The following is a 22,261-nucleotide window of genomic DNA, read 5'->3' on the forward strand; positions in this document are numbered from 1 at the left end:
CTTAAAACTTAAGGTACATTAAGTCTTAGGCTTAATCTGCTTCATTTTCCACTAAAAATACCGTACCTACCTTTAACCAAAGATTTATTACACAAATTAAAATTTTAAAATCATGGCACTTACAACAAGAATCAATGCAGATGATGTTGCATTTTTACTGATCGACCACCAAAGTGGTCTATTTCAAACAGTCAAAGACATCGAGGTACCCACCTTGCGGAGCAATGTTGTGGCATTATCCCAAATTGCCGCAATAGAAAATATTCCGGTCATCACTACTGCTTCAGAACCCAAAGGCCCCAATGGACCATTAATGCCTGAAATCCATGAGCATGCGCCGCATGCTGTATATGTTGGCCGTACTGGCGAGGTTAATGCTTGGGATACTCCAGCTTTCGTTCAGGCTGTAAAGAATACCGGGAAGAAAAAATTAGTGATCGCAGGAGTATTGACGAGTGTCTGTGTTGCCTTTCCTGCTATTTCAGCGATCACCGAAGGTTATGAGGTATTTGCAGTCATTGATGCCTCTGGCGATATGAGTGCGCTCTCGACACAGGTAACCCTAGCAAGATTACAATTAGCAGGAGTTATTCCGATCACGACCACCGCTGTCATCAGTGAGGTATTAAAAAGCTGGCAACACAAGGATGCGGCGAAGTACGCTAAAGCACTGTCCATGGTCATGCCAAATTACCAGGCCCTGATCGAAAGCTACTACAAAGCACAGGAAGTTGCCCTTGAGAATAAGTAATAATCGCGCATTAGACTGTCGTAAAAAATTACGGCAGTCTAAATAAAAAAAGACTAATCTCACGACTAGTCTTCCTATGAAACAACAAATTTAAGTGCTTATGTCGTCTCGAAGATAAGTCTTATTTAGAATAATTACAAATAATAGTACATTTATTTATTCAATTCGTTGAGATTATCGAAATTGTTTTGGTTTCATTTGGCTAGCAGCCTGTTCCGCAATCTCCGCGATCCGTCTGTTTCGGGTTTCGGGACGTTTCGCTAAAGCAATCCATTGCAGCAACATTTTTTTTGCTGATTTGCTCAAACCGGCAAAGAATGCTTCAGCCTCGGGATAGCTCTTCAATGCACTGTCCAGATCTTCTGGAATAAACAGTTCCTCTACGCTATCAAGAACAGACCACGAGCCGTTTTCCTGAGCCAGCCGGATTACTTCCAGTCCTGCTTGAGTCATCTGTCCACTGGCTATAAGCTTCTCAATTTTTTCTTTATTGACCCTGGACCAGGTTCCCCTGGGCTTACGTCTACTGAATAACTGCTTAAAAGAGCCTTTCTGAATTGTTTTTCTTGTACTATCAATCCAACCGAAACATAATGCTTCATCGACCAGTTCACTCCAGGCTACAGCCGGCTGCCCCGAATTCTTTGTATTACAGATAATCCACACGGATTTCTCCACAAGATGGTTATCCACTAACCACTGCCGCCATTCCGTCTGTGTATGAATACTGATGGACTGCACTTCCTTTACCTGTTGTATCTTATTCATTTTTGGTTTATTTATTATTTCCAGATCTTGACGGATTATCCACCCCAATAAATTTCTACAGGGCGCAGCATTTTACTGCATTCTCAGCACACAACTTGCTTATTACTGGTATATAAAATTAATAAAACAAAAGACAACTGCTTGTCAGTACGGAATATTTCTACAGGATTACTTCGGAGATGAATCGCTTGTGACTGGAGTTTGATCAATTTAAGTACAGCGAAAAAAACGGATAAAACCTCATTATTTGTAGCCGAATTAATATTATATTTAATAAACCGACTATTGATGATTTTCCAGAGAAATAACAACATACCATCTAAAACTGAGCATCATGAAAAACATTAAAATTGAGATCAAATGGGCTATTTTTTTCACACTGATGACTTTAGTGTGGATGCTCTTAGAAAAAATATGCGGTCTCCATGGCAAGTATATTGACTATCACCGTTATCTGACCAATCTTTTTGCTATCCCAGCAATCCTATTTATGGTTCTGGCACTGAAAGATAAGAAGACAAATTTCTACCATGGCAATATAAGCTATATCCAAGGATTAATTTCGGGCTTAATGCTTTCTGCTATTATCGCTTTATTAAGTCCGCTGACACAATGGATTATTTCTTATGTCATCACGCCCGAGTATTTCCCCAATGTCATCAAGCGATCGGTCGAAATAGGCTATTATAAAACAACAGCCGAAGCGGAGGCAAATTTCAATTATAAGAATTATGCCATTAATTCTACTATTTTTGCTTTCATTTTCGGTGCAGTCACAACGGCGATCGCGATGATTTTTATTCGTACAAAAAAGTGATCCATACGATGGGTAACAATATGCTGACGAATTATCTGTTTAATATTTTTAGTTTCGAACGATTGGACTATGGTCAATAAAGGTTTTGGTTTAGCTTTAACTGGAATTCCGACAGAATTTGGAGATCTGGCAGCATTGGACGATTTTACATTTCCAAATGGAAGAAGCTTTCCCACATCTTATAAAGAATTTGTATTAACATACGGATATGGATTAGCGTTGGCAGAATTCCATATTTATCTACCAATGGGCGAGTATGGTGATTCTTTATTTGTGCGAACAGCTGCAATAAAAAACACTTACATTGCCGATGTTGAGCTTGGGGATATCTGGTTTGACATCGCGCCCGACGGATCTCCCGAATTATTAAAACGACTGTTCCCCTTTGCTTGCAGCGACAATGGCTATTATCTTTTTTGGGATTGTGACTCCGCATCAGCTCATGAATTCGATATCTATCTAACAGACTTTAGAGGGGTGGGATTTCGAAAAGTTGGCCGGTCATTGTATGAACTCGTCGACCACTTAACCGGTCATCACAAGGCGTTTCTACCTTTTTCCAGTGATCCCCTACCCAGGACTTTTAAATGTCTGACCAAAGTTGAATAACAAAAACCTATAGGTCGGTATCACTTTTCGATATGGACCACAAGAAGTTAATAAACATATTGAAAACAACAGATCACCAAATAAAAAAAGCAAATGATCCTGCTTAAATTAACATTCGAGCAGGATCATTCTTTCCAATTAAAATTCAATCTCTTTTATTGCAAATTGATTGTCCCCAAGATATTAATCAGATATTTAGACTGAGGATCCCGCCAATGTTGTATTCCACGATTTGCAAAACGAATGGCATATTCAGCATCATACTTTAATGCCGTCTCAGCATCGGGTAGCCACACCCCTAGCTTATACTGTCCCACGGGAAGACTGATTGGCAGTACAACCTGTTTCGTAATCAAGTATGAAGCTGTATTTGTAGATACATTCCAGTTTCGTGCATCCTCTTGAAGGGAAAACGTTGTTACTTCGTTGTTACTATCGATTAAAGCTAAATACAGGTTGCGCGAATTAATCAGATTTGAAAACCCTAGATTGGTCAATAGGATCTGAATATCAAAATTACTCCCGCGCGTCACATTTCCCTGGAAGCGAGCTTCCCTTATCTGAAACCGATAACCTAAATGATCACGGATGAAATCGTAGTAAGAACGTGTTACAAGCTGTCCATTAGCATTCGTAAAATACGCCGTATCCCTTGGTATACTGGAATAACCGGAGTTAACAATATCAGCCAGCGATACTTGTTTATTTCGCCAAATCTGCAGGTTGTTTTTACTTCCGCCATTGAGCTGATCCCGCATACTAAATGAAGTATATCTATGTTCACTCAATATCCGCAATACCGTCATTGAATTCATCTCTTTGTTAAAATCATAAGGGCCTGAGCCATTGGAAAAATAGGGAATTTCACCATCCATCCATAGCCCCTTAGCATTCTCATTCTTAATCTGAGTATAATCAGCTGAACCTATTGTAAAATCAGAGCCAGGAGCCTGTAGTCCTGTCGTAAAAAAATCATTATTAAATGCGATCCGGTTATAATCAGCTGTCGTAAAAGGCAACCAGCTTACACTCCCCGAAAGCGCATTATTTTTAAGTCTAGGGTATCTCGCCATCACTTGGCGTTCATTGCTCGTTGCATTCAAAATAGACTTAAATATAACAGAAGTAGCATCAGCATAATTCGTGTGGTTATAATAGGAAGCACCCCACTCTCCCCAATCACCGACAAATCCAGCCTGTATAACAGGGACCTGTCCCTTATTCACTGTAAAAGTTGGTGTTAGCTGCTGTAAATGCCGTTGTATATGCTGTACGGTGTAGGGAATCTTTGTTGTTATCAGCGGTGATCCATCATAGGAAAACCGAAGCAGTGTTTTGATATGTGCATTCTTTAATTCATCAAAATAATATTGTATGTTAGCTAACGAGGTCGTACTTAAATCTGTCTGTGCCTCCTGTGTCAGGTAAATATAAAACTGTGTTAACGTCAGACTATCACTTGAAGAACCTGTAGGAGTCTGTCCCAAAGGATAGGCAGTAATTGCGTTCCCTAATCCACTGGTATAGTTCTGTCCGTTGAACACCCCTTGTCGATTATTCGCATAGACAAAAAATTCACTTCGGTAGCCGCGTTCAGGATTTCGTAATGGATCACTGAGCTGTTCCCCAGCTTGTAGACCTAAATAAGTATGTGCGGGACCAGCAGCTGACACCTTGAGTTTTTTTTCTTCTAGTAAAGGTTCTACTTCCTTAACAATGTTCTTGCCACAGGAGGCAAGAGATACAAGCAGCCAGGCAAAGGCAAGCCTCTGCAAGTTTCGCATTATTATTCTCATAATTTTATAGTTTGGATTGTGTTATTGGCGGATTAAAAGTCCGCAATGATATTAATTCGTCCATATGTAGGATGGTTGGTAATGATGCCCATATCATCATTGGCAAATTGGATATCGTATACAGATTTACTTGCTAGCTCTTCCTCCGGATCTGGCAGCCACAAACCAATAGAGCCATGTACTATACTAGACAAGGGCACTTCCATTTGAATATGATGGAGCAAAGCGACATCTTCCTTTCCGTTTGGATCATAAGGTTGCCAATGACGTGGATCGACCGATACTCTCTTCTTTTCCACAATTTTATTATCCTTATCTAATACGATAAGGTATACTGGCCTGGGATTGTGAATAGTCGAAAAGCCTACATTTTTGACAACGATGTCGACAGCCAGTCCCTTGTTATGACGTTGAACTGTTGTATTGGCACGGTCTATATAAAGCCTATAACCTAGATGATCCCTTATAAAATCATAGGCTGATCGGGCTACAGTATGTTTGTTTTCTGTAAAATAGCTTGGATCAAACAAGATCCCCATAGACCGGAGCATATCAGCTGTCAATGCTGTTTTTTTCCAGTTCGCAATATTCAGTTCATTGTTTTGTGTAATATCAAAGAGACTATAATGATGTTCCTTCAGTGCTTTGAGGCTATTCTGTACCGAAATTAAGCTATGTAGTCCCCACTCAGTCGCTTCGGCATAAGGAATCTCCCCCATCACCTGCACATAAGGTGATTCTCGTTTGACCTGTTCATAAGCCCGACTCCCAAATGTATAATCATTATCAGGTGCTTTTGGGTATTCTGATGCCGTAAAATAATCGTTATTATATCCTATTCGATTTAAATAAGCCGATTTCAGCTTAAGTTTTGTCTTTTGATTGGGGTAACGGATTGTTGTCTGTCTATCTGCAAAAATATCCAGTATGCGCCGTACCATTTTTGCTTTGTTGACATCATCGGAACTCATCGGCGAACTATGCCCCTCTCCCCAAGCGCCAATAAATCCAATCTGCCAAATATCAATTAAACCTATATTTTTTTTGATCAGCGGTTCCAACTGGTTTATATGCCGAAAGACATCCTCAAAGTTCGCTTTGGTACTTCCATAATCGACATCATAAGCAAACCGCAACACCACCTTAAAACCTTTCTTTTTAACCTCATCAAAGATCAATTGCATCTTATCTAGCCCTTCTTTCGCAATATCTCCCCCCACATAATCCGTGAGATAAAAGTATAGCTGCAACACCGAAATATTGTCATCGGGACTACCATAGCGGCTAATCTGTTCGTCTATCCACCCTTTTGGATAGGCAACTTTGTGGAAAGGATTATATAAATTATGCGCAAAATAGTTGGACTCCAAATGATAACCCCGCTCAGGATTATGGATCGCATTTTTGGCAACAATTTGCATATGCTGATCCTTTTGTTGTAAGGTATCTGTCGAAACACCTCCCAAAGCCTGATATATGGGCGCCAATAGCGCCCATACCAAAGTCAGCTGTTTGATTGTTTTTTTCATATTCCCATCTTTTTCAAAAATGAATCCTAGTAACCAGGGTTTTGCTGAATTTTCTTATTTTCATTGATTGCCCATTGCGGGATGGGAAACAACAGCCTACTTTCATCTGAATAAGATGCTCCACGTTTCTTAGCTTCCGCAAGATACTTCCCATGTCTGATCAAGTCCTCCCGACGATGCCCTTCCATAAATAACTCTCTAAATCTTTCATCCAATATAAAGTCATTTAATGCATTTTCTCCGACAAAATCTGAAGCAACAATAGCTGTTGTTTTCGCACGGTTGCGTACCATATTGATCAAACCTATCGCTTCACTACTGAGTGGCGAAATATGATTTAAGGCTTCGGCTCGAAGTAGCAGCACATCTGCATAGCGATATACCACCCAATCATTCCCGTGTGCCTCACCCGTCGAAGCAGGATCAGCAGGATATTTATAGGGTACGGCACCCATCTGTGCCCAAGACTCATTTATTGAGCGCAAATCGACCATGCCTTTGCTGGTATTGATCCTGCCCCAGATTGATTTCAGGCGCTCATCGCCATTTTTAAACTTATCAAACATTGTCCAAGGGACTTTATAACCGCCCCATTTTTGTATCGGTATACCATTGGGTTCAACATACTCAGAGGGCAACACATGGGCAAGCCAGTTATTATAGCGATCGTTTACAGTCAGACATGGAATAGCAAAGATGATTTCTGAATTCATCTCATTATCCACAGCAAAGATGGACGGATAGGATACCTGCAACGAATACTGTTTCAAATCCATGATCTCCTTCGAAATTTTAGCGGCTTCAGTCCAGTCTTTTTCGTGCATCGCCAGTTTGAGGAGTACCGTCAATGCAGTTCCTTTGGTAACACGACCGTAATCCTGTGACGAATAGGCAACTGGGAGCTTATCCGCTGCATCCCGTGCTGTAGATTTGATAAAATTCAACATCCATGCTTTCGTAGGTCTTTCCGGTTGAAAATTCGTGTTTGGATCCAGGGTTATTGCAGGATCTGTCACTATAGCTGTCGGTCCGTAGAAATCATATAAGGTGTAGGCTAACAAAGCTGTTATCCCTTTTAGTTCAGCACGATAACGCGTTTTGAGTTCGGCATCCATACTAATAGGCTCAAGCTGCTCAGCAATACTGACACAATTGGTAATTGCTTTAATGTAGGGACCATAGGTTTTGGCCGTCACGTGCTCACTATTCGAATTCCAGAGAAACTTGGCATACGTCTCCCAGACACCACCACCCCAATAACAGACAAACTCGTCGGTAGTAGCTGTATTCATCACCCAGCGTGATTGCCAGGATATATCCGAAAATCCACCATATGCACCCCGGTTGAGAATACCATAGACTCCCGTGACCAGCGTACGTGCGTCTTCCTCATTTTTCGGGTAATTCGACGGGCTCAAGCGATCGAACACTTGTGGTTCGAGATTCTCGCAGGAGTAAAACAAGGAAGCTCCTAGCAACAAAAGAAATATTTTTTTCATTATAATAAATGTATTAAAGCCAGTAATTTGATTAAAATCCAACGCTAAGTCCCAGTGTAAAGGATTTCGCTGGTGGATAGATACCCGTAAATTCAGGATCTATACCTTTGAAGCTGGTAAAAACAATAGGATTTGAAGCATCTACGTATACCCGAAAGGTGTTGAACCATTTTTTGTGAAACAACGGGTTGAGATCATAGCCCAATGTAATGTTGCGCACCCGAACGAAATCAGACTTTTGCAGTAAAAACTGTCCCGCACCCGGAAATGGATTGACAACAAATGGATTCGGATATTTTCCTTGCGTGTTACTGCTCGACCAAAATTGATCGACCATATTCGGAATATTCCAACCCCGGTTGATATTGGGATTCATCTCCGTCACATAGCCCATGTAATCATTGTTGCGTCTCGTTCCAAACATACCATATACATGGATATTGAGGTCAAAACCTTTGTATCGAAAGGTATTACCAAAGCCCATGATGAATCTAGGATCAGCATTGGCAAGTTTGACGACATCGGCATCATTAATCTTACCATCGGGTTTTCCTGTCAGTTGATTGTTTTCATCGTAACCATTGATATCTTTGACTTTTTGCACACCAGGCAATGCTCCCGGCATATGAGGGATCACTTCTCCTGGTTGCACCAGACCATCCAGTAAATATCCCCAATGCACGCGGATAGGATCTGTAGCTGATTCATAGGATCGAAGAACCACATCTGGACTTCTCTCTTTCCAGCGATCACGATATGCAGACAGCGTCAATGTACTAGTCCATTGAAATGCACCTGTAAGGTTCTGTGTATTCAAGGTCACCTCAAAACCTTTACTAGAGGTTTTACCAAGATTGGCCGCTACCTTATCCAAGGGAAGATAAGTCTTCAACTGCCTTTCACCCAATAGGTCGGATATCGTTTTGGAAAACAATTCTGTCGTTACACTGATGCGTTCATCAAATAAGCCAAAATCCAGCCCGAGATTATACTCCGTTGTCGTTTCCCATTTCAGATCAGGATTGGCATAAGAAGAAAGGTAAGTCCCCGTGTTTACGGCATTCCCAAAAAGGTAGTCACTTCCAAAAGAATAGAAGGCAAAGGCACCAGAAATGTTGCTGTTACCTGTTTGACCAGCACTTAGACGCAATTTGGCACTTGAGATCCATTTCGTATCAGACATAAAAGATTCTCGGTCAATCTTCCATGCAAATGCACCCGATGGAAAATATCCAAATTTATTTCCTGCTCCAAAACGGCTTGAGCCATCAGCACGCATGGTAAAAGTAAAGAGGTACTTATCCATCAGACTATAATTTAACCTTCCGAAATATGACGCAAGTTCATTGATGCTCTTGTAAGACCCAACTGCTGGACGTACCGATTCTCCGGCGCCGATGTTGCTCGTGCCAAAGGCATCTGTCGGAAATTTATTATTGGATAAATTATGACCTGAGCTTCCCATGGATTGCCATTCATAACCAAGTAACATGCTTAGGTCATGTACCTCATTGAAAAGCTTTCTATAACTCACAGTCGTATTAAATAATTTATCAAAACGATTATTCTGTCCAATGGTTGCCTGTCCTCCTACAGCCTCTCCATATAACGTGGACTTCGGAAGATAGGTGTTGTTCACCGCATCCTGCTTGTCGAATCCCAGCTGTGTACGTATTTTGAGGTCTTTGATCGGCTCTATTTCAGCAAAGGTCTGCACCATCAAACGGTTCTGCTCGGTGATATTGCTTATATCGAGCAGGGAAACGGGATTCGGGAAGAAGGTCGAGTTCGGAACAATGGAATAACTGCCATCCGGGAGATAAACCGGTAATGTAGGTGTAAATTTAAGTGCCGACTCCAATACGCCGGTATTCTCTGCTCCCCCGGTTCCCAAGGCTGGATTATTGATATCTATACGGCTTCCGCTGGCCCTAACACCCGCTTTAAGCCAACTATTTACCTCCTGAGTGATATTTACGCGACCAGTATAACGATTGAAGTCATTTTTCCTGACAATACCGTCCTGTCCAAAATAATTAAATGATATGAGATAATTTGTCTTATCATTCGCACCGCTGATACTCAAGTTATGATCCTGAATACGTCCTTTTCGAGTAACCTCATCGATCCAGTTTGTACCCGTACCAGCGGCATTAATTTCATCTTCGGTATATGGGGCAGTAAATGCGGGTACAGTTGAGGGATCTTTACCACCGTATACACCAACTTTGTTATTGACCATCCAAAGTTCATATAGATAGTTACTGCGCGCACGCATCCACTGACCGGCATCCATCATTTCCCAGGGTTTCTGAACACGTTGCATACTCGTTTTCAGATCATAGGAAACCCTAGCACGTCCCTGTTTGCCGGATTTTGTAGTGATCAAGATAACCCCATTTGCAGCGCGGGCACCATAAATTGCTGTTGCGCTTGCATCCTTTAACACCTCAATGGATTCGATATCATTGGGATTAATCGAATTGAGCGGACTGCGACTACCGATAGAATAGCGGGTATTTGTTCCAGGATCCACACCACCAGTCACTGGGAACCCGTCAATTATATATAGCGGTGCGTTTCCTGCTCCTGTTGAAGCTGCACCCCGAATCAACACCTCGACTCCTCCTCCAGGCTGAGCATCGGTTGACCGTACCTGTACTCCCGCGGCTTTACCTGCCAACATCTGTTCCACCGAAGCAGTGGCAGCTTTCGGAAGATCTTCTGCTTTGATGGAACTGATGGCACCTGTAAGATCAGCTCTCTTCTGTGTTCCATAACCGATCACCACAACTTCTTCCAATTTACTATCTCCGGCTGGAATCATCGTAATAGTTGTCATCCTATTTGATCCAACAACTACGGTACTTGACCTAAAGCCGATGTATTTGAACTCCAGCTGATCTCCAATATTGGCTTTAATTTCATAATTACCCTGTTCATCTGTGGCTGTAGTGATTCCTTTTCCGATGACATTGACCGATACACCAGCCAAGGGCTGATTATCTGCCTGAACTACTTTTCCACGCACAGCAGCTTGTTGTACGACAATCGAATTTCGAGAAATCGTTACTGTCCCATCATAGATACGGTATTCAAAAGGCTGATCTTTGAAAGCAATTTCCAGGACCTCGCTCAACGGGGCATTTTGTAGATCAAGATTCACTGGTAGAGATTTTTCCAAAATACCCTTTTTATACATAAAGCGATAGTTTGTCTGCTTTTGCAATTCAGTTAGCAATGCTTTTAAAGTGATATTTTTCTTTTGAAGGTTTACTTTTTGCCCCAAAACACTGGCATGAACGCTTACTGTCAATGCAAGTGAAAACGCTAAAGAAAGTTTCATGACTAATACTGTTTTTCGAAGGTTAATGCCATAACGAGGCTCGTCTGGGTATTGCCTTAACCAGATTTTATACATAATTTTGAATTGATTAGGTTATTAAACTATTTGTTACTACACATTTGGTATGCCGAATTACTTCCGGAGATATTTGCCGTATCTCCGGATTCCTTATACCATCATCATTTAGGTCAGTTTATTTCATTTTTCCTCCTTTATTTTTTTTGACAATTAATTTCTTTCCATTGATTTCGAACGCATATTGGGACATATCCGTCAGCATCTTGCAGATCGTACCTAAAGTGTTCGAGCGTTTTGCGCCACCCATATACGTAGTTTGATCCAAACTTATCTGATAGTCGAGGCTGACATCATACCATCTTGATACTTCGCCAAGAATTTCCGGGAGAGTCTTTCCGTCAAAGTAAAAAAAACCATCACGCCAGGACAACGCTTCATTGATATCTGCCGTTTCTGTCTGCAGGGACTCCCCTTTATTAAACACGGCCTGCCCAGGAAATAGGCTAGCACGTGTCTGCTTGCCAATTACGTCCACTTTACCTTCTGTCAATAAAGTTTTGACAATATTATCTTGATAATTATTGATATTAAACGCCGTACCTGTTACATGTACAGCATAGCCTTGTGTTTCTACAATAAATGGTTTTTGTTTGTTCTTGGTAACCTCAAAAAAAGCTTCTCCAGAAAGCAGCTTTATACGTCTTTCGTTAGCAGAAAACTGGGTCGGGAACTCGATTTCGCTATTTGCGTTTAACCATATTTTGGTACCATCAGCGAGAATAGTCTGAAAAGTTCCTCCTTTTGGCGTGTGGATACGGTTGGCCTTGTATTCATTGGCATTTGCTTGATTCCTAAATTCAACAGAACCATTGGAAATATGAATCATATTTGTATCAATTACCATTCCCTGCTGGCTTGTTGCCCCCAATTCTACAACACGTCCATCAGCTAGCGTCAATGTAGCCCCTGCATGCCCGGGTGTAACGTCATTTTTATAACCAAATTGATGGTCCGGAATAATCGATGTATGGGATTCGATTTGACGGTTTAAAAATAAGGAAAATGTAGCAATAAATATCGCCGCAGACGCCGATAACCAAATAATCAAGGTCGATACACGTTTACGAGGTGATGCTTTTGTTGCCCCTCTTTCTTGAAAGTTAGCCCACTGCTGCTCAAGATCTATTTTGCCCAATTCTTCAAGATCTTGATCAAGCAGATTAGCTTCGCTTAGGTCAACAAGTATTTCACTTACTTGAGGATTTTCGTCCATGTATTTTTTCAATCTCACGATTTCCTCTTCAGATGACACTCCCTGAATGCACTTCGCTAAAAGTCCGGCAAAATAAAGGTGTTCTCCATTTTTATCCATACGGTAACTTAGGTTTTTTAATACTATGTACCATTGCTAATAAAAAGGGGTGAAAAGAAAATATACTTTTTTAGTGACAAAGGTAAATACATAGGAGTGCGAAAGCTTGGGGAGAGATTTTGTCCCTTAAGAGTTGGAGCGCACGTTTCTTTTGCGTCTTGACGGTATTAATGCTAACACCCAGCATATCAGCTATCTCCTGATTTTTAAATCCTTCTAAATAGCCTAATTTACATATTTGCTTACAGCCCTGTGGCAGAGATTCCAAGGCAAGGTAGAGCTCGGCGATAACTTCCGACCGAAAAAGCTTCTCAAAAACAGCCGCATCTTCCCACTCCTCTACCTTCTCTTTACGAAAAAAAAGTTGCGCCGATTTTTGTTTTCTGATATTTTTGGAAGCGAGGTTTCTGACCGTTGTATATAAAAAAGATTTGATGACAGGAGGAGCATCCGAGGTCTTCATATTAGCATGTATCAACACCATAAAGCTATCTTGAACAAGATCATGTGCGATCTCCGCATCGTTTACCAAGCTTTTAGCAAAAAGATACAAGCGATGATAATTCAGATCGAAATAGACCTTTATTTCTTCATTGGATAAATTTCCCATATTGAATCCGTTTTTCAGGTATTAAACACAAACGATGTCAAAACAATTGGTGTAATAAATCAAAGTTAGAAGTTATCGTCAATTATCCAAATTTAATTTATAGGCTTAAAAGATTTAAAAAGACAATTGTTTCAATTCTGTTCCATGACATTCCCAATGGAAAATTGATCTTAAGAATAAAAGTCCGGTAAATTTAAATCATCCCCGAAATGGCCGAATCTGTCCATTCTTTGTCATTGTAGCCATATCACCTTCTTCGTACATTTGTACCATACAGCGCAAACGATGGAAAACACAGCGAAACAAACAGGAATAAAAACAATTGCACTTTTGATCTTGCCGGGGGTACAGTTATTGGATGTTGCGGGTCCCTGTGATGTATTTATGTCTGCCAACCACTTTTTGCCAGATGATAGTGCACTGAAGTATGAAGTGGAGCTGATATCCAGTACCTCAGATAAGATCGTATATTCAAGTGCTGGAATTCCCCTTACCTGCGGGCATTCCATTATTGATGATGATTTTCCGATAGACACGCTACTCGTTGCCGGTACCGAACTTAGCGTGCTGGATGAAGTCAACACTGGCCTTTACAGCTACCTGCAACGTCGGGCTACAAGTGTAAGACGTATCGGATCAGTCTGTGTCGGGGCATTTGTTTTGGCCAAAGCGGGATTATTAAGAGGTAGACAGGTCACTACCCATTGGAAATACGCTGCTATCCTGCAAAAGGACTATCCGGAGCTTGAAGTCAATGTCAATCCGTTTTTTATCCGTGATGAGGGCATCTATACCTCAGGTGGAGTAACCTCAGGAATAGATCTCGCCTTGGCACTATTGGAAGAAGATTTTGGAAAACCTTTAGCTTCTGAAGTAGCCAAACATCTTGTGCTATATTTGAAACGTCCAGGTGTACAGACCCAATTTGGAGACCTGGTTGGCGACTATGACCTGTTATCGCCCTTCACCAAGGCAATCAGGGATTTGCTCAAAGATAAGCTTGGCCAAGCGGTCAGTATAGACTACATGGCGGAATCGGTCCATATGAGTGTCCGTAATTTCTCGCGGGTATTTCTCAAAGAATCGGGTATGACACCCGGTAAGTTTCTGGAGAAAATGCGATTGGATCAGGCCAAAAACATGTTGGAATATACCGATATGAGCTTAGCTATGATTGCCCAAAAATGCGGATTTGGAAATGTGGTCTCCCTTCGGCGCCTATTTCTGAAATACCTCTCCATTTCTCCAGTGCAATTCCGAAAGACCTGTAAAGGTAGCGAGTAACCCATTTCACCTTAGTTAAAATCACAAAAAATGCTGGTATTCAATCACTGGCAGGGAAAACTATGTTCCAATTTAACGAACAACAACTTGTATATCATGATGAATTCAAACCAAAACAACAAAAGCATGAATGTCGCATTTTTAATTTATGATCAAGTCGAAGCACTTGATCTCAATGGCCCACTGGATGTATTTATCAAGGCCAATGTTATCGCTCCCGGAAGTTATCATTGTTATACCGTCGGGAAGACCAGAGAAGCCGTGCAAATGGAAGCGGCGACCATGGCACTCATCCCAACGCACAGCATACACACCGCTCCTCTTCCAGATATGATTGTTATTCCCGGAGCCAATCCCGATTGCGTCATGGAGTACCTACAGGATAATGATTTTCAGCAAACCTTAATGAACTGGGTAAAAGACCACTATGGCCGAGGGGCGATTATTTTTTCAGTTTGTACCGGAAGCATGCTGCTGTCCAAAACCGGTATTATGGATCATTATGAAATTACCACCCACGCCATGCTGGTAGATGCTTTAGAACAGCACAATCCAAAAAGTATCGTCAAACGTGCTGTTCGGTTTGTCGATCAGAAACGGTTGATCACCACTGCTGGGATAACCGCAGGAATAGATGCGGCGCTTTATCTTGTGGAGCAGCATTATGGAAAAGAACTGGCCGAAAACATTATTGAAATATTTGAATACCAGCAGAATACTTCGGACAGTAAATAAGAGGATAATGTTGAAGAAATAGAACAATGAGGGCAGTATACCTTTTTATATGCTGCCCATCACACAAAGTTCGGTGAGCGTAGGTACAGCTTTGCCCCCCTCATCTTCGAGTGTAATTGCAAAGGCTTGTGCTTTAGGAATATCAAGCATTTTGTTGGCCATCGCTTCTTTGCCATTCAATGGAAATACGCCAGCACTTACAGGCTGACCATCGACCATGGCCCACAATTGATACTGCTTGCCTTTTGGCGCAGCCGGCATCTGTTCAAGACTAAGGTATACTGCTTTTGAAGTCTGATCCCAAAATACGAGTGCGTGTAGATCAGGTTTATTTTCAACACCTTTTAGTGCAATAGTTTTCACCGCCGGATTTTGCACCAGGCTCCATTTATCCTGTAAAACAACCAATGTGGAGTTTTGCATATCTAGCGTGGCATTTGCCTGGACTAGCATCTCCTTATTCTCCTTCTGCTGTTGGTAGAAAAATAAATTTGCACCGATACTGAGTGCAAGTAATACACTTGCCGCTACCGCCCAGCCGTAATACTTACGTAGTGCGAGTGATTTAATTTCTTCTTCAGAGCCCAATATTGGGGATTGAAGAGCAGTATCTTCGGACAGTGCTTGTTCTGCTGGCAAATCAGCTATCTGGTCATCCTTAGCGACCAGGTTTTCAGCTTCAAGTCTATTCCAAATATCGTCTTTTAAGGCAACAGGCATTTGTATCGCTTGGATATCGGCCAATCCCTCGAGCGCTTTTTCGGCTTCGGCAATGGCTTGTTCCACTTCGACATTATTTTTTCGAATACAGTTTAGGATGCTTACTTCCTCTTCAGATGCGAGCCCTAAAACGTATGATTCAATAATCCCTGATGATATGTATGCTGCAATATCCAAAATTAACGAAAGTCCTTTAATAATTGTTTTAACTGTAAAAATGCAGCTTTGGTCCGTGTTTTTACGGTACCCAAAGGAACATCGAGCTGTTCAGCAATTTCCTGTTGCGTATATCCTTCATAGTAAGCCATCTCGATCAATATACGACATTCAGGCTTTAATTTATCCAAAATATTTTTGAATCCAATAAAATCTGCTTTTGCGCTCTGTTCGCTCTGGCTTTGATCTTGTTCTTCTTCTGTATTTACGATATTTGAGAGCGGTTGGTTTTTCAATTCGTTCACCACGCCCTTAGATTTTCGGTAATCCAATGCCGTGTTGCGCGCAATATTGATCATCCATGTATATAATCTGCCTTTCTCGGCGTCAAAAAGATCGACGTGTTTCCAAATTTTAACAAATACATCTTGAATCACCTCCTCGGCATGTTCAGAGGATGCTACGATACGACACACCACCCCATAGAGCGCATCCATATAGTTATCATATAGATAGCTAAAGGCTTGCTGGTTCTTTTTTTTCAGTAAAAGAATCAAGGTTTCTTCAGGAAGGTTATGTAATGGACTCAAATTTTACGTTTATAACGAATTAAAGATGTAGATAAAAAAAATAAAAAGCAACGCAAGAGCTAAAAATCACGTAATAATACATAAATCTCAATAAAAAACGTAAAAATACCTAGTGGCGATCAAGTTCCCAGTCAAGAAGTCAAACCTATTTAGATAAAATCATAAATCCCATTTTTCCAGCCCAATATTTTGGAAGAGTCCACATTTAGCCAGTTCTTGAGTAGCGTAGCATACACTTTTCTAAAATCCTCCGAATAAATCAAATCTCCCTCGTTTAGATGCTCAAGATCCGGCAAAGCATTGCGCAGTCCCTTGTGTTTTAAACCACCTGAGATAAAAAAAAGCTGATTAGCCGTTCCATGGTCTGTACCATTACTGGCATTTTGTGCTACCCTACGGCCAAATTCCGAAAAAGTCATCAGCATCACATGCTGAAAAAGCCCGTTTTTCTTAAGATCACCAACAAATGCTTCTACCGCATCATTAATGGTCCGAAATAAACCCTCCTGTCGTTGTCGCTGGTTAATATGCGTATCAAAACTGCCGATCTGTAGATAGTAAACCTGTGTATTGATATCCGATTTGATCAGTGAGGCGATTGTCCTGAAATCCTTTCCCAATGCCGAATCGGGATAAGCAGCTACCGTAGACTTCGCTTTGCTCTTCTCAAAGATATAGTCCGCATTGTTGATTGTCTCGCCCAATGTCTGATAGAGATAACCCACTGTTTCATCCTCATGTTGATGGTCTTCATAAAGCGACTTAAAATATTCTTCACGACTGGTTTGATAGAGTTTTTTAGGATCCTTAAAGGCAAAAGCCTTTTTCTGCTTTCCTTTGAGGGCGAGACTTAGCATATCATTGACTTCCAGCGCTTGGGTAGGATGTGTGCAGTCGTAGCAGGCTTCATCAAGATACCGTCCCAACCAGCCGGTCTCCAGATACTCATCGCTCCGGCTCGCACTCTGCCAAATATCCATGCTCCGGAAATGCGACTTATCCGGATTGGGGTAGCCGACGTTATTGAGCACGGCCAGTTCTCCATTATCAAATAGCTCTTTAAAGAAGCCTAGAGCCGGGTTAATACCTGCTTCATCCGTGAGCGGAAGTGCATTCTCGACGGCAATGGTCCGCCGCTCACGAAAATAGATATCATTCCGTCGGGGAATGACTGTATTAAGTCCATCATTTCCACCGCTCAATTGTAAAATAACCAAGACTTTCTGCTCTCTTTCCAAGGCATTTGGCAAAGTCATTGCCTTCAAAAAATTGGGCAGTAACATAGATGCTGTTGCTAGGGATCCTACTTTAAGAAATTCGCGTCTTTTGATGATCATGGTCGTATTTTTTAGGTTAGCTAACAGAGCTGATACTCGGGAATACTCATCGTTTCAATAATGGACATTCTGGTGTTTCCAGCAGCGTATTTTTCCAGTATACGTTGTTTAAAGGACGGTTTCTTTTGCAATAAGAGCTCTGTCGGCTCCCTTCCAGCAAATGCAGCTTCGACCTGTTGCCAAGCGATCGACATGTTCGGATTTTTGAAGGCTTTGGCCAGCTTCCGATTTTGCCTTAAGCCCATGTCCAGGTCGTCATCCTCCCGCGGATTGAGATCAAGTGGTCGGAGTCCGCTCCATATCTGGGGTATCTGCATCCGGAGCAAAAGGGTCGAACTGTCGATCCAAGCCTTTCCCGAGGGCCATCCAGCTACATTGGGGGGATATAATAGCATCTGTCCCAATAATTTTTGATACACAATCAGGTTTTCAGGCTTTTCGACCTTCATGGGGAGCATCCGCATAATACCCACCATAAGTTCTATCGGTGATTTTATTTTGCTACCAATATTTTTGGTTTCGTAAAACCAAGCGGAGGTAAATATGCTGTCAAGCAGCCGTTTTATGTCATACCCAGATTCATAGAATTCCTTTCCCAGGCTATTTACGATTTCGTTATCTACTTGTTCATTGACCAGAAAACGATATAATTTGTCTGTAATAAATCTTGCGGTTGCCGGTTGTTCCAAAATAATATCCAGGACAGCATTTCCATCAAAATTTCCTGTTTTCCCCAAAAATGTTTTCGAACCTGGGTCATGAAACTTTTTCCTTTCTATAAATCTGGCATCCTTATCATAGGACCAGCCCGTAAATGCGCGTGCGGCCTCCCGCACATCCGCTTCAGTATAATGACTGCGTCCCATCGTGAAAAGTTCCATGACCTCCCTTGCAAAATTCTCATTCGGATGCCCTTTTTTATTCTGCTGGTTGTTGAGGAAACTGAGCATAGCCGGGGCTTTGGAAACGGCAAACAAGAGATCGCGAAAATTTCCGAGCGCATTTTTTCTAATTTCATTGAGTATATGTACGCTGAATTTTGAATTGACTACCCGGCAGGCAAAATGTCCATGCCAGAAAAAAGCCATTTTCTCCCGCAGTTGGTCCTCGGAATGAACCATAGCTGTCAGAAAATTGAGATTAATTTCAATATTGCGCTGCCGGTTACGCTGTTGTATCTGTTTTTTCTCCGCAGCTTTCAGTTTTGAAAGAGTTACATAATCAAAATTCACCTCATCTCTGTTAAAGTTGATCGGTTCAAATTCCCGTACAGCGGAATACACTTGCCAAACATCAACGTTAGACTGCTGTTCGAAGGCGGCGATCTGCTGGAGGCTGATTCCAAATCCGGCACGATTCGCCAAATGCTTATTTTTAATAAATTCAGAAACCATCATATTCCCGTTTACAACTAATTAACGACTTTATTTACAAATATTTATAGCGCGAAACAAAGATTTAACAAACATTAAGGTATATTAACAAACCATCCCTCCACCAGTTATTTGCTAGATTTCTTCCTTCTGGATCAGTGGCGAGTTAAGTCTCCTAACTAAGTTTGTATTGGCAATAAAGTCATCACTTAATGATTCAATAAATATGAAAAAATCAACTTTTTATCACGCTGGCTGCCCCGTATGTGTCAGCGCAGAGCAAGACATTATTGGTCTTATCGGCGAATCCAACGTAGAAATTGTCAATATCGGTGAAGACAGATCCCGCATTGGCGAAGCTGAAAAATTAGGCGTCCAGTCAGTACCCGCACTGATTACCCCGGATGGCAATGTTTTACATATCAACTTCGGTGCATCCCTTAAAGATGTAAAAGGCTAAATTCCAGAGCTGCAAGTGGCCAATGGCTGACAGAAACAGATACTACCCTTATTCTTTTGCTGGAATCTTCCCGCAGCTTCATTGTGTAATCTATGTTCTGATGGATCACCTTGGCCGCTAATGCCGCTTTGGTCAAATGGCACCTCCTCCAGAGATTCTATTCCACCGTAAACCAGCGGTAGCTCTCGGCCGGTATGGTAATGGTCATTGTCGTTCTAGCCAGATGATCTAAAGATGCTGTATTTACGGTCTTGTCATCAAAGGTTATTTTCGCACTTCCCCTTAAACCCGTGTAATGAAGAGGGATCTCAATGGTCCGTGTGATTGCAGTTTTCAACGGGTTAAATAGCATACCCAATCCCTTACGCCCTTTCTCAGCTGCATTCACATGCAAAAAGCCATCCCAATCGCGGCCATCCGCACGGCGCAGATGGATCAGGTCAGCATTGAGGATCGTGCGGTATTTTTTATACCATTGGATGACATCAATCACTGTCTGCTTGGTCTGCTCCGTATCATAGAGACGGGGACCGCGGTAGCAGGCCTGCACACCAGCACCATAATATTGCATCATCAGCTGTTTATAATCCTCCTGATGCTCATGCAGCGGTTCCAATACCGCCTCTATTCCACCACCCTGATAAGCAGTTAAGGGTACAAATCCCCAGCCCATGGACGGGTTCTGTTCCCAGAGTGCATCAAAGATATTTTGCCTGTTGAGGATGCGCTGATTTTCGCGAGGGAGTGAAAAGTTCACTTCCCGATACCCGATCCCTGTCTTGTTGGAACCATCCAAAAAGTACCAGTCCGGGGAATTGATATATACGCCGCGGGCATTCAGCCAATGATAGAGCTGCTTTTGCATATTAAATTGCACCCATTGGCTATCTTCAAGTCCATGATGACCGGGGTGGCTTGTTGAAGCACACTGATCACCCGGAAAAGGGCCATCATTTTCCCAGATATCAAATCCTGTTTTTTCAAAAAATGTTTTGATCCGTTGGGCATAACCTATCCCCCAGTTTGAGCCAAAACAAGGTGCATTCCCGAAAAAAGTACCACCTGTCTTTCCCGTCTTCGGGTTGATAATATCATCCGCTTCGCTGATCTTGCGCGAACTAAATAAAGAGTAGGCTCCTATTTTAATATTTTTGCTGTGCGCATAGTCTGCCAGCTTTTTCAACGCTACAAGGTTTGCGGCTGTTGTATCCTCCATATTTACATGGCTGCCAAAGCTAAGGATGAGAGCTTCGTATCCTGTGGCGGCACATTGGTCAATGGCAGTGTAGACCTGCTCGTCCTTTTTGCTTACCAGGTGCATAAAGATCGGATTGGCGGTGGTCCATGGCGCAATGGTCCTATACATCTTTCGAATGGCCAGTCCACGGCGCTCCCGATCATAACTATCCATCAGCAGTTCCCAGGAGCGGATCGAGCTAAAGCTGTCCCTTGCGGCGAGCTTGACACCTACCCCCACCGTCGGATACACCTCCATGATCGCCGGCGTTTTCAAGTCGTAATTCACCTGTGAGGTATAGGTAGAATCCGCTTTCCAGTGTAAAGACTGATCACTCAGGTGATAACGCATGGCATTATTAAACGCAAAATTACTTTCGACGTAAAGGCCATGCTGTTTTTTCATATCCTCGACCGAACCCACCACAGCACTTTCTTCTTCGACCAGCGCCAGCTTTTCATTAATCACCTGATTGATCTGCACCGTCTGATTACCGCCGTTCTGAATGGTTACCCATTTACTGATCAGCGAGATCCCATCGTAGATGGCATAATGTACTTTCACTTCAATCCCGGATAATGCTGCGGCGGCCGGAGCAGCATAGGTAAAGGTCAGGACCTTCCCTTTACCGGCAGCCTTATGTGTAGACCACCACTTGTCCCCATTCCAGGGCAGCAGTGGATCCAGTTCACTGACCTCATGTTTGACATAACTAAAATCTTCGGGTTTTGCCGTAAATGTGGGCATCCATTCCGGTCGCAGATAAGCGCGTTCCTTCTGCCCATGCACCCCACCGACATTATACCACTTGCCGTTGAGCTGCAATTGAGCCTCAGGCTGTACGGCACGAATCAGCTGCTGTCCTGTAGTTAAGTTGGTAAAATCATAGCAGAAAGCATTTGGCTTGATCCAAAAAGAGCGGCGCACGAGCCCATTGTCCAAGACAATATTCTGGCCATCGACCACAATGCGGGATTGGTACGGTGCGGCGCCACTGATCAGCCAGTCCTGCGGCTTATTCTCCTTTTTCTGTGCGAATCCATTTTCCGCGGCTATTAACGCTAATGCAACTAAAAGTAACTTAAATCTCATGTTCTTTATTTAGGTGATTGGTGTTTCCTTTTGTTTATAAAACAGTTCAGTACCTGAAATATAGGAGATTTAATCAAATTGGAGAAAACTTAAAGTCGTGCAATCGATTGTTTAAAATTTTATAGGATATGGCTCTGCCACTGCTTAAGAGTGAAAATAAAA

The 22,261-nt window shown here is 42.1% G+C and carries 18 protein-coding genes; 6 read left to right on the forward strand and 12 right to left on the reverse strand.

Annotated elements, in window-relative coordinates:
• Positions 1–112 precede the first annotated feature (112 nt).
• The gene (locus AC07UV_RS00240; protein WP_282254034.1) at positions 113–751 is read left to right on the forward strand and encodes an isochorismatase family protein; all 639 of its coding nucleotides are present in this window, start codon (positions 113–115) and stop codon (positions 749–751) included.
• Positions 752–925: 174 nt separating this feature from the next.
• Here the strand turns inward: AC07UV_RS00240 and AC07UV_RS00245 are convergent, their stop codons facing one another.
• Positions 926–1,519: a YdeI/OmpD-associated family protein gene (locus AC07UV_RS00245; RefSeq protein ID WP_495182259.1), complete on the reverse strand. Its 594-nt coding sequence runs from the start codon at positions 1,517–1,519 to the stop codon at positions 926–928.
• 334 nt (positions 1,520–1,853) lie between these two features.
• On the opposite strand from AC07UV_RS00245, the gene AC07UV_RS00250 reads away from it, so the two are divergent.
• Entirely contained in the window at positions 1,854–2,336 is a 483-nt protein-coding gene (locus tag AC07UV_RS00250) for a DUF4199 domain-containing protein (protein ID WP_495182260.1), read from the forward strand.
• Positions 2,337–2,405: 69 nt separating this feature from the next.
• Positions 2,406–2,945 (forward strand): SMI1/KNR4 family protein, encoded by a 540-nt coding sequence (locus tag AC07UV_RS00255; protein WP_495182261.1) that lies wholly within the window; start codon positions 2,406–2,408, stop codon positions 2,943–2,945.
• A gap of 155 nt (positions 2,946–3,100) precedes the next feature.
• Here AC07UV_RS00255 and AC07UV_RS00260 read toward each other — a convergent pair whose 3' ends face one another.
• The 6 genes from AC07UV_RS00260 to AC07UV_RS00285 form a co-directional block, all read right to left on the reverse strand.
• Entirely contained in the window at positions 3,101–4,741 is a 1,641-nt protein-coding gene (locus AC07UV_RS00260) for a DUF4832 domain-containing protein (protein WP_495182262.1), read from the reverse strand.
• Positions 4,742–4,773: 32 nt separating this feature from the next.
• Complete coding sequence (locus AC07UV_RS00265) at positions 4,774–6,270, reverse strand: DUF4874 domain-containing protein (RefSeq protein WP_495182263.1); 1,497 nt, start codon at positions 6,268–6,270, stop codon at positions 4,774–4,776.
• A 26-nt stretch (positions 6,271–6,296) separates the two neighbouring features.
• Complete coding sequence (locus AC07UV_RS00270; protein ID WP_495182264.1) at positions 6,297–7,769, reverse strand: RagB/SusD family nutrient uptake outer membrane protein; 1,473 nt, start codon at positions 7,767–7,769, stop codon at positions 6,297–6,299.
• Between the two features lie 31 nt (positions 7,770–7,800).
• Positions 7,801–11,115 (reverse strand): SusC/RagA family TonB-linked outer membrane protein, encoded by a 3,315-nt coding sequence (locus tag AC07UV_RS00275; RefSeq protein WP_495182265.1) that lies wholly within the window; start codon positions 11,113–11,115, stop codon positions 7,801–7,803.
• 193 nt (positions 11,116–11,308) lie between these two features.
• A complete protein-coding gene (locus AC07UV_RS00280) occupies positions 11,309–12,505 on the reverse strand; it encodes a FecR family protein (protein WP_495182266.1) in 1,197 nt (398 codons plus the stop codon).
• Between the two features lie 70 nt (positions 12,506–12,575).
• Complete coding sequence (locus AC07UV_RS00285) at positions 12,576–13,115, reverse strand: sigma-70 family RNA polymerase sigma factor (protein ID WP_495182267.1); 540 nt, start codon at positions 13,113–13,115, stop codon at positions 12,576–12,578.
• A gap of 285 nt (positions 13,116–13,400) precedes the next feature.
• On the opposite strand from AC07UV_RS00285, the gene AC07UV_RS00290 reads away from it, so the two are divergent.
• Positions 13,401–14,399 (forward strand): GlxA family transcriptional regulator, encoded by a 999-nt coding sequence (locus AC07UV_RS00290; protein WP_495182268.1) that lies wholly within the window; start codon positions 13,401–13,403, stop codon positions 14,397–14,399.
• Between the two features lie 96 nt (positions 14,400–14,495).
• On the forward strand, positions 14,496–15,134 hold the full coding sequence (locus AC07UV_RS00295) for a DJ-1/PfpI family protein (RefSeq protein WP_495182269.1): 639 nt from the start codon (positions 14,496–14,498) through the stop codon (positions 15,132–15,134).
• Between the two features lie 45 nt (positions 15,135–15,179).
• Here AC07UV_RS00295 and AC07UV_RS00300 read toward each other — a convergent pair whose 3' ends face one another.
• The 4 genes from AC07UV_RS00300 to AC07UV_RS00315 all read right to left on the reverse strand — a co-directional run bounded on the left by AC07UV_RS00300 (position 15,180) and on the right by AC07UV_RS00315 (position 19,334).
• Positions 15,180–15,920 carry an anti-sigma factor domain-containing protein gene (locus AC07UV_RS00300; RefSeq protein WP_495182270.1) on the reverse strand — a complete coding sequence of 247 codons (741 nt, stop codon included), beginning with the start codon at positions 15,918–15,920 and terminating at the stop codon, positions 15,180–15,182.
• A 113-nt stretch (positions 15,921–16,033) separates the two neighbouring features.
• Positions 16,034–16,600, reverse strand: coding sequence for an RNA polymerase sigma factor (locus tag AC07UV_RS00305; RefSeq protein ID WP_282254024.1), 567 nt, complete (start codon positions 16,598–16,600; stop codon positions 16,034–16,036).
• Positions 16,601–16,749: 149 nt separating this feature from the next.
• Positions 16,750–17,937 carry a DUF1501 domain-containing protein gene (locus tag AC07UV_RS00310; protein ID WP_495182271.1) on the reverse strand — a complete coding sequence of 396 codons (1,188 nt, stop codon included), beginning with the start codon at positions 17,935–17,937 and terminating at the stop codon, positions 16,750–16,752.
• A gap of 20 nt (positions 17,938–17,957) precedes the next feature.
• Complete coding sequence (locus tag AC07UV_RS00315; RefSeq protein ID WP_495182272.1) at positions 17,958–19,334, reverse strand: DUF1800 domain-containing protein; 1,377 nt, start codon at positions 19,332–19,334, stop codon at positions 17,958–17,960.
• A gap of 202 nt (positions 19,335–19,536) precedes the next feature.
• Between AC07UV_RS00315 and AC07UV_RS00320 the strand changes: the two genes are divergently transcribed.
• Entirely contained in the window at positions 19,537–19,770 is a 234-nt protein-coding gene (locus AC07UV_RS00320; protein WP_282254021.1) for a thioredoxin domain-containing protein, read from the forward strand.
• A 157-nt stretch (positions 19,771–19,927) separates the two neighbouring features.
• On the opposite strand, the gene AC07UV_RS00325 is transcribed toward AC07UV_RS00320, so the two are convergent.
• On the reverse strand, positions 19,928–22,099 hold the full coding sequence (locus AC07UV_RS00325; protein WP_495182273.1) for an alpha-galactosidase: 2,172 nt from the start codon (positions 22,097–22,099) through the stop codon (positions 19,928–19,930).
• Positions 22,100–22,261 lie beyond the last annotated feature (162 nt).

This window comes from Sphingobacterium sp. GW821-FHT03E03, assembly GCF_059420745.1.